Source organism: Porcipelethomonas ammoniilytica, from assembly GCF_025567485.1.
GTDB lineage: Bacteria > Bacillota > Clostridia > Oscillospirales > Ruminococcaceae > Porcipelethomonas > Porcipelethomonas ammoniilytica.
On the sequence record NZ_JAOQKH010000019.1, the window covers coordinates 1 to 14,865 of the forward strand.

At 41.5% G+C, this 14,865-nt stretch carries 16 protein-coding genes and 1 pseudogene; all 17 read left to right on the forward strand.

Annotated elements, in window-relative coordinates; translation table 11 throughout:
* Nucleotides 1-154: 154 nt before the first annotated feature.
* A pseudogene (locus OCV67_RS11095) lies at nt 155-1,225 on the forward strand (terminase large subunit); the annotation flags it as partial.
* Nucleotides 1,226-1,246: 21 nt separating this feature from the next.
* A complete protein-coding gene (locus OCV67_RS11100) occupies nt 1,247-2,590 on the forward strand; it encodes a phage portal protein (protein WP_147644046.1) in 1,344 nt (447 codons plus the stop codon).
* Nucleotides 2,508-3,335: a head maturation protease, ClpP-related gene (locus tag OCV67_RS11105; RefSeq protein WP_147644047.1), complete on the forward strand. Its 828-nt coding sequence runs from the start codon at nt 2,508-2,510 to the stop codon at nt 3,333-3,335. Before OCV67_RS11100 ends, OCV67_RS11105 begins: the two co-directional genes overlap by 83 nt.
* Before the next feature lie 15 nt (nt 3,336-3,350).
* Complete coding sequence (locus tag OCV67_RS11110; RefSeq protein ID WP_147644048.1) at nt 3,351-4,532, forward strand: phage major capsid protein; 1,182 nt, start codon at nt 3,351-3,353, stop codon at nt 4,530-4,532.
* Nucleotides 4,533-4,669: 137 nt separating this feature from the next.
* The gene (locus tag OCV67_RS11115; protein WP_147644049.1) at nt 4,670-4,942 is read left to right on the forward strand and encodes a head-tail connector protein; all 273 of its coding nucleotides are present in this window, start codon (nt 4,670-4,672) and stop codon (nt 4,940-4,942) included.
* Nucleotides 4,942-5,274 carry a phage head closure protein gene (locus OCV67_RS11120; protein ID WP_147644050.1) on the forward strand — a complete coding sequence of 111 codons (333 nt, stop codon included), beginning with the start codon at nt 4,942-4,944 and terminating at the stop codon, nt 5,272-5,274. Before OCV67_RS11115 ends, OCV67_RS11120 begins: the two co-directional genes overlap by 1 nt.
* Before the next feature lie 2 nt (nt 5,275-5,276).
* Entirely contained in the window at nt 5,277-5,654 is a 378-nt protein-coding gene (locus OCV67_RS11125; protein ID WP_147644051.1) for an HK97 gp10 family phage protein, read from the forward strand.
* A gap of 2 nt (nt 5,655-5,656) precedes the next feature.
* Nucleotides 5,657-5,974 carry a hypothetical protein gene (locus OCV67_RS11130; RefSeq protein WP_147644052.1) on the forward strand — a complete coding sequence of 106 codons (318 nt, stop codon included), beginning with the start codon at nt 5,657-5,659 and terminating at the stop codon, nt 5,972-5,974.
* A gap of 5 nt (nt 5,975-5,979) precedes the next feature.
* Complete coding sequence (locus OCV67_RS11135) at nt 5,980-6,555, forward strand: major tail protein (RefSeq protein WP_147644053.1); 576 nt, start codon at nt 5,980-5,982, stop codon at nt 6,553-6,555.
* A 13-nt stretch (nt 6,556-6,568) separates the two neighbouring features.
* Nucleotides 6,569-6,943, forward strand: a complete 375-nt coding sequence (locus tag OCV67_RS11140) for a hypothetical protein (protein ID WP_147644054.1) — start codon at nt 6,569-6,571, stop codon at nt 6,941-6,943.
* Complete coding sequence (locus OCV67_RS11145; RefSeq protein WP_178085111.1) at nt 6,940-7,104, forward strand: hypothetical protein; 165 nt, start codon at nt 6,940-6,942, stop codon at nt 7,102-7,104. Before OCV67_RS11140 ends, OCV67_RS11145 begins: the two co-directional genes overlap by 4 nt.
* A gap of 67 nt (nt 7,105-7,171) precedes the next feature.
* Entirely contained in the window at nt 7,172-8,581 is a 1,410-nt protein-coding gene (locus tag OCV67_RS13735) for a phage tail tape measure protein (protein WP_394802701.1), read from the forward strand.
* 155 nt (nt 8,582-8,736) lie between these two features.
* The gene (locus OCV67_RS13740; RefSeq protein WP_394802702.1) at nt 8,737-10,356 is read left to right on the forward strand and encodes a phage tail protein; all 1,620 of its coding nucleotides are present in this window, start codon (nt 8,737-8,739) and stop codon (nt 10,354-10,356) included.
* Nucleotides 10,353-11,003, forward strand: coding sequence for a hypothetical protein (locus OCV67_RS11155; RefSeq protein ID WP_132226257.1), 651 nt, complete (start codon nt 10,353-10,355; stop codon nt 11,001-11,003). The genes OCV67_RS13740 and OCV67_RS11155 overlap by 4 nt, the downstream gene beginning before the upstream one ends.
* Nucleotides 11,000-12,457 carry a phage tail spike protein gene (locus tag OCV67_RS11160; protein WP_147644055.1) on the forward strand — a complete coding sequence of 486 codons (1,458 nt, stop codon included), beginning with the start codon at nt 11,000-11,002 and terminating at the stop codon, nt 12,455-12,457. The genes OCV67_RS11155 and OCV67_RS11160 overlap by 4 nt, the downstream gene beginning before the upstream one ends.
* Before the next feature lie 11 nt (nt 12,458-12,468).
* On the forward strand, nt 12,469-14,283 hold the full coding sequence (locus OCV67_RS11165; protein WP_147644056.1) for a hypothetical protein: 1,815 nt from the start codon (nt 12,469-12,471) through the stop codon (nt 14,281-14,283).
* Nucleotides 14,284-14,295: 12 nt separating this feature from the next.
* Entirely contained in the window at nt 14,296-14,853 is a 558-nt protein-coding gene (locus OCV67_RS11170) for a hypothetical protein (protein ID WP_262644570.1), read from the forward strand.
* Nucleotides 14,854-14,865: the final 12 nt, after the last annotated feature.

Sequence of the window (14,865 nt, forward strand, 5' to 3'; positions counted from 1 at the left end):
TGTTGATGTGATTGCCCATATTTTAAGTTTTATAAAATGATTAAAGACCATTTAAGGAGTTTTTTTTACTCTTTAAATGGTCTTTTTTGCATTTTGCGTGTCAAAAGTTTTGCACTTTGCTTGTCACTTTTTTGCATTTTGCGTGTCAAGCAACATTCATACCCAGCCGAATCGTAAATTATATGACGTTATGGTGCAAGGGTCAGGAGATGCAAGAATGCAACCTCTGTTTTTCCTTATAACAACAGCAGGAAATAATACAGAGAGTATCTGCTATGAAGTACATCAGAAGGCACTTGATATTATGGAGGGCAGAAAACATGATACTACATTCTACCCCGTAATTTATGGTGCAGGTGTTGATGAGGATTGGACAGATCCCAATGTATGGCTCAAAGCCAATCCGAGTCTTGGTGAAACAATTCAGATGGATAAGGTAATAGCAGCCTGTGACTCTGCAAAGCAGAATCCTGGCGAAGAGAATGCATTCCGACAGCTTAGGCTTAACCAATGGGTGAAACAGTCCATCAGGTGGATGCCTATGGAAAAATGGGATGCCTGCAATTTCAAATTCAGTGAAGATGACCTTGAAGGCCGTGTTTGTTATGGTGGCTTGGACTTATCAAGTACAACCGACATCACGGCTTTTGTACTTGTATTCCCACCAATGGATGAGGATGACAAGTTTGTGGTTCTGCCATACTTCTGGGTACCGGAAGACACGCTGGACTTACGAGTCCGAAGGGACCATGTTCAGTATGACCTTTGGGAACGACAGGGATATCTTCAAACCACGGAAGGAAATGTGGTTCATTATGGATATATAGAACAGTTCATTGAGAAACTTGGTGAAAGGTTCAATATCAAAGAAATCGCATTTGACCGTTGGGGTGCTGTACAGATGGTTCAGAACCTTGAAGGCATGGGATTTACAGTTATTCCATTCGGACAGGGTTTCAAGGACATGAGTCCACCAACCAAGGAACTGATGAAACTTGTGCTTGAAAAGAAAATAGCCCATGGCGGGCATCCGGTTCTCAGATGGAATATGGATAACATCTTTATTCGTACTGACCCGGCAGGAAATATTAAGGCAGATAAGGAAAAGTCTATGGAGAAAATCGATGGTGCGATAGCAACAATTATGGCACTTGATAGAGCAATCAGATGTGGAAACGTAAACACTGAATCGGTTTACGATACAAGAGGCTTATTGGTTTTTTAGTATAAAAATGGAGGAAAAAAGATGAGTATTTTTTCAGGATTATTTAGGACAAGAGATGCTCCTACCAATCGAACAAGTGGTAGTGCCTATTCATTCTTCATGGGTGGAAGTACTGCCGGGAAGAATGTAAATGAGCGAAGTGCTATGCAGATGACAGCGGTTTATGCCTGCGTCCGTATTCTTTCAGAGGCTATCGCAGGATTACCACTTCATGTCTATCATGTAAACGCAGATGGTGGAAAAGAGAAAGCATTAAATCATAATCTTTATCATTTGCTGCACGATGAACCGAACACTGAAATGACAAGCTTTGTTTTCAGGGAAACACTTATGACACACTTACTGCTTTGGGGTAATGCTTATGCCCAGATCATAAGAAACGGCAAAGGTGAAGTAATCGCACTCTATCCTTTAATGCCGAATCGTATGAAGGTTGACCGAGACGAAAAAGGTCATCTTTATTTTGAATATCAGATGACTTCTGATGATGCTCCTACAATGAAAGGTTCAACTGTAATTCTTAAACCGGACGAAGTAATGCACGTTCCGGGATTGGGATTTGATGGACTTGTAGGGTACTCCCCTATAGCAATGGCCAAGAATGCGATTGGACTTGCCATAGCAGCAGAAGAATACGGCAGTAAGTTCTATGCCAATGGTGCTGCTCCAAGTGGTGTGCTTGAACATCCTGGAACACTTAAAGACCCATCAAGAGTCAGAGAAAGCTGGTCACAGACTTTCGGAGGAAGTGTGAACTCACACAAGGTAGCTGTTCTGGAAGAAGGAATGAAGTATACACCTATTTCCATTTCTCCAAACGAGGCTCAGTTTTTAGAAACAAGAAAATTTCAGATTGATGAGATTGCTCGAATTTTCAGAGTGCCACCTCATATGGTTGGTGACCTTGAGAAGTCGAGCTTTTCTAATATTGAGCAGCAGTCACTTGAGTTCGTGAAATACACCCTTGACCCATGGGTTTCAAGATGGGAGCAGAACATGGCACGTTCTCTTCTTTCTGCAGAAGAGAAAAATCAATATTTTATCAAGTTTAATGTGGACGGACTTCTTCGTGGTGATTACCAGAGTCGAATGAATGGTTATGCCACTGCAAGACAGAATGGCTGGATGTCTGCCAACGATATAAGGGAACTTGAAAATCTCGACAGGATTCCTGCTGAGATAGGTGGTGACCTTTATCTTATCAACGGCAACATGACCAAGCTTGAAGACGCAGGTATCTTTGCTACAGGAACAGACACATCAAACGGAAAGGAGAATGACGATGAAGGACAGGAAGTTCTGGAACTGGAAGAGCCACAAGGCTCTAAACCAAGCAAACGAAGAAGTCGCAGAGCGATCCCTTGAGTTAAGTGGCACGATTGCTGAAGAGTCATGGTTTGATGATGACGTCACACCACAGCTTTTCAAGGATGAACTGAATGCCGGAAGTGGTGATATCACTGTATGGATTAATTCACCCGGTGGTGACTGTGTAGCAGCGGCTCAGATCTACAATATGCTCACTCAGTACAAAGGCAATGTCACAGTCAAGATTGATGGCATTGCAGCATCAGCAGCCTCGGTAATTGCGATGGCAGGAAATACGGTGTTGATGTCACCTGTTTCCATGATGATGATTCACAACCCTGCTACGGTAGCATTTGGTGACCATGCAGAAATGCAGAAGGCAATCGATATGCTTGCAGAAGTTAAGGAATCCATCATCAATGCCTATGTAATCAAGACAGGTCTTACAAGAGCCAAGCTTTCACATCTTATGGATGCAGAAACATGGATGGATGCAAACAAGGCCGTTGAACTTGGATTTGCTGATGACATTATCACAAGAGCAGAAACAAAACCGAATACAGAAGAACCTGATGAAGAGGATGAAGATGAAAGCACCGAAGAAGAGGAAAAGAAAGTTCCTAATAATTCGATGCTTTTTTCACGCAAGGCAGTCAACAACGCTCTTATGAATAAGCTTGAGAAACATTACTCAAAGCCTAAACAGACAGTAACAAAGCAGGCAGAAATCCCTGCTAAAACAAATGGCACTTCGGCAAGTGAAATCAAGGAGCGCCTTAACTTTATGAAAAAGTTCATTTAAGGAGGAATTTTTATTATGACTATTAAAGATTTAATCGAGAAGAGAGCCAAGGTGTGGGACGCAGCTAAGAAGTTCGTGGAAACACACGAGGACGGAAATGGTGTTTTATCCGAAGAGGATACTGCAACCTACAACAAGATGGAAAAGGAAATCGAAGATTTGACTTCTGCAATTGACCGTCAGAGGCGTGCAGAAGAAAGAGAGGCAGAAATGAACAAACCTGTGAATTCTCCTCTTACCAGCAAGCCTTATGTAGATAAGACTGAAAAAGCAAAGACTGGTCGTGCATCTGATGAATACAGGGAAGGAATGCTTAAGGCACTTCGTTCCAACTTCAAGCAGGTGACAAATATTCTTCAGGAAGGTGTAGATGCCGATGGTGGTTATCTTGTACCGGAAGAGTATGACCACAGACTTATCGATACACTTGATGAGGAAAACATCATCCGTAAGCTTGCAACAAAGATTGCTACAACCGGTGAGCATAAGATTAACATCGCAGCAACAAAGCCTGCTGCAGCATGGATTGAGGAAGGTGGAGCATTAACTTTCGGTGATGCAACATTCGATCAGATTCTTATGGATGCACACAAGCTTCATGTAGCAATCAAGGTTACTGAAGAGTTGCTTTATGACAATGCTTTCGGTCTTGAAAACTATATCATCACTCAGTTCGGTAAGGCACTTGCAAATGCTGAAGAGGATGCATTCCTTAATGGGTCCGGTGTTGGACAGCCTTTAGGTATCTTCGCTGACAAGGGTGGCGGTATTGTTGCAAAGACTGTAGATACACTTACTTCTGACGATATCATCAATTTAGTGTATGCACTTAAGAGACCTTATCGTAAGAATGCGAAGTTCATCATGAATGATCAGTTAATTGCAAGCATCCGTACTTTCAAGGATAACAATGGTGCCTATATGTGGCAGCCTGCTCTTACTCAGGGTGAGCCGGACAGACTTTTAGGCTACGAAGTTTACACTTCACCGTTTGCACCTATTGACGGCATTGCTTTTGGTGACTTCAAGTACTACAACATCGGTGACCGTGGTACTCGTTCTTTCAAACAGCTTACAGAACTTTTTGCTGGTAACGGCATGATTGGTTATGTGGCAAAAGAACGTGTTGATGGTAAGCTTGTACTTCCTGAGGCAGTGCAGATTCTTAAAATCAAGCCTAAGACTACAACTAAATAATCAGTGAGTAGTGACACTTAATGACTGTTATATACTATCCTTTTCTATAGGGTTAAAAAAATTAGTCTATGTATAAAGTATAGGAAATGACAGACAGGAGTGTCACTACTCTGTTTTTCAAAGAGGTGGTGTCAGATATGGTTGTTTCACTTGATGAAATGAAAGGTTACCTTCGAGTAGATTTTGATGATGATGACAGACTGATTGAGCATTTCATTGTAACGGGTGAAAAGCTGTGTGCAGACATAGCCAGATTATCCGTTGATGAACTTTCACAGATTCCTTCATCAAGGATTTCAGTTATGTATGCCGTTGCCTATCTTTACGAACATCGAGAAGATGCAGACCACCATCAGCTTACAATATCCCTTCGTTCACTTCTTGAAGGAGACAGGAGGAGCAGTTTCTGATGGATATAGCACTTTTGAATGTAAAGATAATCATACAGAAAAATGAAACTGTAGTTGATGCAATCGGCAATCATAAAAATACCTGGACTGATTTCCACACCTGCTTTGCTACCGTAAGTGGCGAAGGTGGTTCTGAAAAAAGTGTGGCAGGACTTGTTGTGGAAGATTCTGATATTTCCTTTACAGTCAGATACTGCAAGGCTCTAGCTGATTTTGATACAACCAAGGCACGAATCGTCTTTGATGGTTCGGTGTACAACATCGTTTCTGTTGACCATATGAATTTCAAAAAGAAATGCCTGAAGTTCAAATGTGAGAAAGTGAGGCGATAGTTATGTCCGGTATTAAAATCGATAACCTTGCACAGGAGATTATGAATGGCTTAAAGGAATATGCTGATCTGGCAACAGATGATTTGAAACAGTCAGTTCGTAAAGCAGGAACTACAGTAAGAAAAGAGATTGCTGCATCTGCTCCAAAGGATACAGGAGCCTATGCAAAAAGCTGGACTGTTAAGAAAACTAAGGAAACTTCTAATTCTCTTGAGGTAACGGTTCATTCAAAAAACAGATATCAGCTTGCACATCTTCTTGAACATGGCCATGCCAAACGTGGTGGTGGCAGGGTTTCTGCAAGACCACATATTGCCCAGGCTGAAGAAAGTGCCATTGAAACTTTTGAAAGAGAAATTGAGAAAGCACTTGGAGGTTGATGATGGAAGAACTGCTTACAATGTTAAAGGAGATGGATATCCCATTTGCCTATGATCACTTTGCAGAAGGCGAAAGTCCCTCTCCACCATTCATCTGTTATCTGCTACCGGGAACAGATAATTTCTCGGCAGATGGCAGAGTTTATCTCAAGGTAAACCAGATAAATATTGAACTCTACACCGATTATAAGGACTTGTCGGTTGAGAGTAAAGTTGAAACCGTGCTTGACAGTCATGGTATTTTTTATGACCGCTCGGAAACATGGATTGAGAGCGAGAAGATGTACGAAGTCCTATATTCATTTGAAATGGAGGCATAAAATTTATGGGTAATAAAGTAAAATACAACCTTAAAAATGTTCATGCTGCAAAGCTTACAAAAACAGAAGATGGAAAGTATACCTACTCCACTCCACAGCCCATTCCTGGTGCAGTAAGCATCAGCTTGGATGCAGAGGGAGATTCTTCTCCATTCTATGCAGATGGCATTGTTTATTTCCGTTCCACTGCAAACAACGGTTACAGTGGTGACCTTGAACTTGCACTTATTCCTGAATGGTTCAGAACTGATATCTTGAAGGAAACACTTGATAAGAACGGTGTTCTTGTTGAGAGTGCCAAGATTACAGAAATGGAAAAGTTCGCTCTTTTATTTGAGTTTGATGGTGATGTGAGATGTATTCGTCACGTTCTTTATAACTGTACAGCATCTCGTCCTTCTATCGAATCTGAAACAAAAGAGGATGCGATTGAACCTGGTAAGGAGAAGTTGTCTATCACAGCAGATCCTCGTGAGGATGGTCTTGTTAAGAGCAGAACCGGAGATACTACAAGCGAAACAGCTTATAACAACTGGTACAAGCAGGTTTACATTCCTGATGAAACAGAAGTATCTGCTTAAGGAGGTGTAGCTGATGTTAAAGAAAGTAATCAATGTTGGTGGTAAAGAAGTGGCTTTCCGTTCTTCGGCTACTGTGCCTCGTCTTTATCGTGCCAAGTTCAAGAGGGATATTTTCAAGGATTTGGCAAAGCTTGAAAATTCGTATAAGGGCAGCAAGGAAGATGGCGAAGAGTTCGCTATTGATGATTTGGAAATCTTCGAGAACGTAGCCTACATTATGGCTTATCATGCAGACCACACTATCCCGGACAGCATTGACGAATGGCTTGACCAGTTCGAGATGTTTTCCATCTATGAGGTCTTGCCGGAGATTCTTGCTCTATGGGGTACAAACCTTGTGACTGATATTGAATCTAAAAAAAACTTAAGCACAGTAGCAGGGAGATGACAACTCCACTCTTTCTGTTGCGTTGCCTTGAGATAGGAATTTCAATTGGAGATCTGGATTATCTGACCATTGGAATGGTGATGGATATATGGACTGAAAAAGGAAATGACTCTGCTCATTATGACAATGTGGCAACGCAGGAAGATTTTGATAAATTCTAAAATGTTAAGAAGGACTTTTGCTCTTTTTTGAGCAGAAGTCTTTTCTTGTTAAAGGAGGTATCTGCCAATGGCAAATAGAATCAAAGGTATAACCGTTGAGATTGGCGGAGATACCACCAAATTACAAACAGCATTAAAAGGGGTCAACGGTCAGATTAAGAATACCAAGTCTGCATTAAAGGACGTGGAGAAATTACTGAAACTCGACCCTACCAATACAAATCTGCTTGCACAGAAACAGAAACTTCTTACTCAGGCAATTGGTGAAACAAAAGAAAAACTTGCTACCTTGAAGACGGCAGCAGAACAGGCAAACGAACAGTTACAGAAGGGTGAAATTACTCAGTCACAGTATGATGCACTTCAAAGAGAGATTGCAGAAACTGAGGCAGAGTTAAAGAAACTTGAATCACAGGCATCAAAGACAAATCAGACACTTGATAAGATTGGTGAAGTCGGTGGAAAGCTTGAGGCTGTTGGTGGCAAGATTACTGATGTTGGGAAGAAGGTAACGGTTGTTTCTACTGCAGTGACCGCCATGGGTGGAGCAGCAGTAAAGACAGCAGCAGATTTTGAAAGTTCCATGAGTCAGGTTCAGGCAACCATGGGTATCACAAAAGACTCGATGTCCGAGGTTGATGGTCAGTCCGTTAATACGATGGATACACTTTCTGACCTTGCAAAGAAGATGGGATCTGAAACGGCCTTCTCTGCCAGCGAGTGTGCCGAGGCATTAAATTACCTTGCACTTGCAGGTTACGATACACAGGAAATGTGCGATACACTTCCTACAGTTCTTAACCTGGCAGCCGCCGGAAATATCGACCTTGCATCTGCATCTGATATGGTTACAGACGCTATGTCAGCACTTGGAATGGAAACTTCTGATGCAGACAAGATGGTTGACCAGATGGCCAAGACTGCATCTTCCACAAACACATCTGTTGGTCAGCTTGGTGAAGGAATTCTTACGATTGGTGCAACAGCCAAATCCATCAAAGGTGGAACAGCTGAACTTAATACGGCTCTTGGTATCCTTGCCAATAATGGTATCAAGGGGGCAGAAGGTGGTACGCATCTTCGAAATGTCATTCTTTCGTTACAGAATCCTACGGATAAAGCTACAGCTCAGATGGATGCACTTGGTGTATCTGTGTTCGATTCTGAAGGTAATATGAGAAGTCTTAACGATATTCTTGGTGACCTGAATATTAGTATGGATGGAATGACATCCGAAGAAAAAGCCAATATAATCAGTAAGATTTTCAACAAAACCGACTTGTCTTCTGTAAATGCTTTGTTAGCAAATACGGGAGATACCTGGGATGAGTTGCAGACTTCCATTGAAAACAGTGGTGGTGCAGCACAGCAGATGGCAGACACTCAGCTTGATAACCTTTCAGGACAGCTTACGATTTTGAAATCAGCTGTTGAGGGTTTTGCGATTTCCATTGGTGAAACATTGATGCCGATGTAAAGAACATCGTTGCAAAGATACAGTCTTTTGTTGACTGGCTTAATAACCTGGACGAAGGTACAAGGCAGGTCATTGTAAAGATTGGATTATTCGTTGCAGCACTTGGCCCCGTGCTAGTCATTTTAGGAACGGTCATATCGAAGGTCGGAGTCACCATGCAGGCTTTCAGTAAACTTGGACTCAAGATTTCTGGAGCAGTTGCAAATGCTGGTGGCTTGTCTGGTGTGATGGGGAAATTAGGTACGGCTATTATGGGTGTTAATCCGGTGGTTCTTGCCGTTGTGGCTGCAATAGCACTTCTGGTAGGTGCGTTTGTACATCTTTGGAGAACCAACGAAGATTTCAGAAATAACATCATTGCTATTTGGAATAGAATCAAGGCTGTATTTGAGAACTTCGCAAAGGGTATTACTGATCGATTAAATGCACTAGGCTTTAACTTCGAGAATTTCGGAGAAGTGGTAAAGGCTGTATGGAATGCTTTCTGCAGTGTACTTGCTCCGGTATTTGAAGGCGTGTTCACGCAGATAGCAAATATCCTTGAAGGTGTGCTTGGTGTTATCTTGGGAATTGTTGATGTATTTATCGGCATCTTTACAGGAAACTGGTCACAGGTATGGGAAGGTGTCAAAGGCATCTTCGGTTCAGTTTGGGACTTTATCAAGAATACATTTACAAACTACATGAATGTTATTCAGAACGTTGCAAATGTGGTGCTTGGATGGTTCGGTACGAGCTGGAATGAAGTGTGGACAGGCATCCGAGATTTCTTTGTAAATCTATGGACGGGAATTGTTACTTTCTTTACGAACTTGTGGGAAACCATCAAGAATATCGTACAGACAGCAATTATGTTCATTTCATCAATATTCCAGGCAGCATTTGAAATCATCACATTGCCGTTCAGGTTTATATGGGAGAACTGTAAGGAAATCATTATTACAGTTTTCAATGCGATAAAAGAAAAGATAACTACTGTTATTAACGCCGTGGCTACAGTATTAAATACAGTACTTACAGCTATCAAGACGGTGTTTTCAACAGTGTGGAACGCAATAAAGACTGTTGTTACAACTGTTATCAATGCAATTAAAACTACTGTTACAACTGTGTTTAATGCGATTTATTCAACAGCAACAACAGTATGGAATGCAATCAAGACTGCTGTGACAACTCCGATAAATGCTATCCAAAATACAGTTACAACTGTGTTCAATGCTGTGAAGAGTACGATTAGTTCCGTATTCAATAGTATAAAAAGTACGGCTACATCAGTATGGAATGGTATCAAGTCGGCAATCACTACACCGATTGAGGCAGCAAAGAATAAAGTGAAATCTGTGGTTGATGCAATAAAGGGATTCTTCTCCGGTATGAAGATATCTCTGCCCCACATCAAACTTCCACACTTTAAGGTTTCTGGTTCACTTTCCATTGCTCCACCATCTGTTCCTAAGCTTTCTATCGACTGGTATAAGAATGGTGGTATTATGACCAAACCGACTGCATTTGGTATGAATGGCAGTTCATTGATGGCTGGTGGTGAGGCAGGAGCAGAGGCTATCCTTCCTCTTTCTGCTTTCTATAAACAGCTTGAGGCAATGCTTGACAGCAGACTTAATATGTCGAGCATGGAAAAATACCTTGCAGTCATAGCAGACAACAGCAGCAAGGGTATCTATCTTGAAGATGGAACACTTGTGGGACATTTACTTCCTGCTATTGATGATGGTCTTGGTAAACAGCAGAAATTAACAAGGAGGCTTGCACTATGATAAAGGATATTAAAATCAATAATATTTCGTTATCCGGTATGGGATGGATTAGAGAAAACATTGATTTTCCTACTCCGCAGTCTCAGTCAGAAACAGTGGTAGTTCCCGGACGCAATTCTCCAATAAGATTTACAGAGGCTCTTGGCTCGGTTTCATTCCAGCCCAGAGCCTTTACTATTTCTTTGTCTATGCTTGGTACAAGAGAAAGATTCAATGAACTTGTAAGGGAAACAAGTAATCAGTTTGCAGGCAGACTTGCAAAGGTTATTACAAGTGAAGAACCGGATTTATACTGTATCGGAACATTGGAAATTGAAACATCCTATGATCCTCTTGAAGGAAAGGGCGAACTTGTAATCAGCTGTTCCGATGCCGATTCCTACAGATATCATGTTGATGAAACAAACCTTGTTGTTTCAGGTAATAAAATAGTTATTCTCGCAAATGATTATATGCCTGTAGTTCCGGTAGTAGTAACGACCGCCGATACGACCTTAAGCTGGAAGATTGGCACGGATTCATTCCATAAGACTGTCAGTGCAGGTACTTGGGAGTTCCCTGAAATGGAACTTGCACACGGTAATAACTCCATCACAGTCAAGACAACAGGAACGGTTACCTTCCGATACAGGGAGGGTTGCCTATGAGTCTTTTTAGAATATTTATTGATGGGAATGTGTTTTATCATCCGAATCTTTCAAAGCTTGCTATTACAACAGCACAGATAAAAGAAGAGGCAGAAAACATAGACAGCCTTAAACTGTCTGCCCCATACAATCATCCGTATCTTGAAACAATCAAACCTATGGCATCAGTCATCATCTGCAAGAAAGGTGATGAAACTGTATTTGAAGGCAGAGCATTGGATAATGGCAGTGATTTCTACAACACACATACCTGGACTTGTGAGTCCTGTCTTGCTTATCTGAAAGACACCTTACAGCCACCATTTGAATATAAGGGGCCGTTACGAGGACTTTTGGAGCAGTTCATTTCGGTGCATAACAGTTCGGTTGAAGAGCAGAAGAAGTTTACTGTTGGCAATGTAACAGTAGTAGATGGAAATGATTATATTTCATATTCCAGCTCTGATTACTCCACTACACTTGATGCTATCAAGAACAAGCTGATTAATACGCACGGAGGATATCTGCAGGTCAGATACACCGATAGCGGTAAGTACCTGGATTATCTTTCGGACTTCAAAAGCAAATCCACACAGAGAGTCGAGTTGGGAAAGAACCTGACTGACGTGAAGATTACAAGAGATCATACGGAACGAGTTACTGTGTTAGTTCCTCTTGGTGCAAGAAAGACCGAAAAGGACGAGAACGGTAATGACAAGCAGACAAATGAACGAGTGGATATCACATCGGTTAATGGTGGAAAGAATTATATCTTTGACCAGAGTGCTGTGGATGAAATCGGCTGGATTTGGACTTCGGAAGTCTGGGACGATGTGACTGTTCCGGGTAATCTTCTTAAGAAGGCAAAGACAAGACTTGCTGATCTTGTAAAGGGTGTTACAAGCATACAACTGACGATTGTTGATGAATCTGATACGGGAGCAGATATCGGAGATATTCATGCAAGGATGTATGTCGAGTGCATCTCGAAACCTCATGGTATCAATGGAACTTATCTGTGTATGAGCAGGACAAGAGATTATCTCAATCCTTCCGGGAACACCATCACAATTGGTGCAAGTGGTATCAGTCTTTCTGCTGCCACAGTCAAGCAGGATAAGAACATTACAGCACTTGAAGATGATATTCTTGGGCAGACTTCAAAGATAGAAATTATATCCGGCAAGGTTGATGATATCAATTCGCAGAAAATGTATCGAACTGAACTTGTGGTTGATGGTGTCAGTATCTTCAAGGATAAAGGTCAGACAAGCACAATGCGATGCAGGGTGTTTTCCTGGGATAAGGAGATTACAGATACACTTGATGCATCACAGTTCGTTTGGCACAGGAAATCTTCCAATGAGGAGATGGATAAGGAATGGGATAAAAACCATATCGGTAAAAAACAAATAACGATTTCAACTGAGGATGTGAGTGATAACGCATCCTTTTATTGTGAAGTCATTTTATAGGAGGAGATTACATGGCTACGATTTTAACTTCAAGTCAGCAGACATTCGTTGATATTACTGATCAGCGAAAACTGTCTGCATATATCACATCGAATCTTCCAAAGACGCAGAGTGAAAACCCTAATACACTCCCACACGAATATGCACCAAGCTGGGCAAGTACAAATCTTGTGCTAACTCCTGTTATCTTTCTTGACCAGACAAGCATTTCGCTTTCTGCGACTGGAGTAACAATTTCATGGAAAAGAAAAGATGGCGTTTCTGCAGAAACAAGTCTTGTGAGTGGTGAAAGTGTCAATAAGGGTGTTCTTACAGTCAATGCTAATAAGCTTGCAGACTCTGACTCAGGAATGATTACCTATATCTGCTATATCAGTTATTACGATTTTGAAACAAAGAATACGGTTAATATTTCAGCGGATATAACCTACACACTTGTAAAGGATGCTACCAATGCCAAGCTTTGCTATGTGACATCGGATTCATATGTATTTAAGTATGATACGACTTCTACATTGGTGGGGCCAAGCCAGGCAACCCTTACTGCACAGGTTCAGGGTGTTACAATCAGCAAATGGCAGTACAAGAACAGTTCTGGTGCTTGGACTGATTATCCAACCACATCAGATAATGCAAACATTGCAGGTGGTACTTTGGTTGTAAAGCCAACCCACTCTGTATTTAACAACAATGTGGCACAGATCAGAGTTACAACTTCGGACACAGATGTCTTTGATACGATTTCGATTTCAAAAATCTATGATGGTGCAAAGGGAGATAAAGGGTCAACGGGTTCAACTGGAAGTGGTGGACTTTCGGTCATTCTTGGAAATGAAACACAGACAATTGCCTGTACATCTGCCGGAAAGACATCGGCAGCATCAACTATTACAATTCCATTTGTCGGCTATGTTGGTATTACGCAGACGGCCTGTACCTGTGCTGTAGGAACTTTACCTACAGGAATTACCCTTAAATCAAATACAGCTGCAACGGCTACTGCAGGAGGCTCGGTTGTGTTATCAGTGGCAGCATCTTCTGACCTTGGAAATGCAACAACACTTACGGGAGATATCACACTTACATTTACGATTTCAGGCAAGACCGTTACAAAGGTTTTTACCTGGACAAAATCAAAGGCAGGAAGTAACGGCTCATCTGCTGTTGTCTTTTCTGTTTATGCACCTAATGGAACAATCGTGATGAATCAGTCCGGCAAGCTTACACTTGCTACATCTGCATTTGTAGGTGCAACAGCTATTACAAGCGCAACCTATCAGTGGGCAAAATATGTAAGTGGTACATGGACAAATATCAGTGGTGCAACAGCAGCAACACTTGAGGTATCAGGTTCTGATATCGTGAATATCCAGTCTTACAGATGTACGATGACTTATGCAAGCAAGAATTATGTTGATGTCATTACGGTCGAAGATAAATCAGATCCGTATGTTTCGGAGATGCTTTCCATCGGTGGATTTACAGTCAAGAACAATCTTGGTGGTCTTGTTCCCTACATCATTGTAAGAACAAATCAGCAGGAAGTTGATTCTCTTTTAGGCAATATCAGTGAAACAGCACCATCGAGTCCTAAGAGTGGTGACTTCTGGTATAAGGTAGACCATTCTGCCAAGACAGTGACTTTGATGAAATATAACGGAACAGCATGGGCAAATGCAACTGAAAAGCAGAGCCTTACCTATACCTGGTATGCACAGGACAAGGATGGCAAGGAAGTTACATTTTCAAAGACAGGAAAGGTTATCTATCTCTCGGCAGCAGATATTGATAGTTTGCTTACTTTACAGTGCGATGTTTCTAACTGATGGGAGGTGTTAATGATGGCACTTTTAACTTCGTGTCAGAATACGTTTCAGAGTGTTGTGGCTTATGAAGATGCTTTAGATGATATCTCAACTCTTAAGGTGCAGGTTCATGAATGCTATTCAGAAATCACAAAGACATCAAGCGAGATTTTAAGTACCGTTCACGATACCTACATTGAGAAATCAGAATTGGAATCCATACAGAAGGACTTTCAGTCAAGCATCACGCAGAATAGTAGTGAAATACGAATGGACTTCACTGCCGTGACGGATGAAATAAAAAATAACGTGGCAACCAATCAGGAACTGCTTGAAGAGTATATACGATTCAAGGGAGCCCTTATTGAACTTGGAAGGGTTGGTAATGCTTTTACTGCAGAACTATCCAATGAAGAACTTGCTTTCAAGGAAAACGGACAGAAGATTGCATATATTTCAAACAACAGTCTGGTTATCACAAATGCAGAAATAAGAAACAAGCTGTCCCTTGGAAATGCATCCAGGGGATGGTTTGATTTTATACCAAGATCATCAGGTAACCTTTCTATCGTATGGAGAGGTACAAGTTAAGGAGGAATAGCC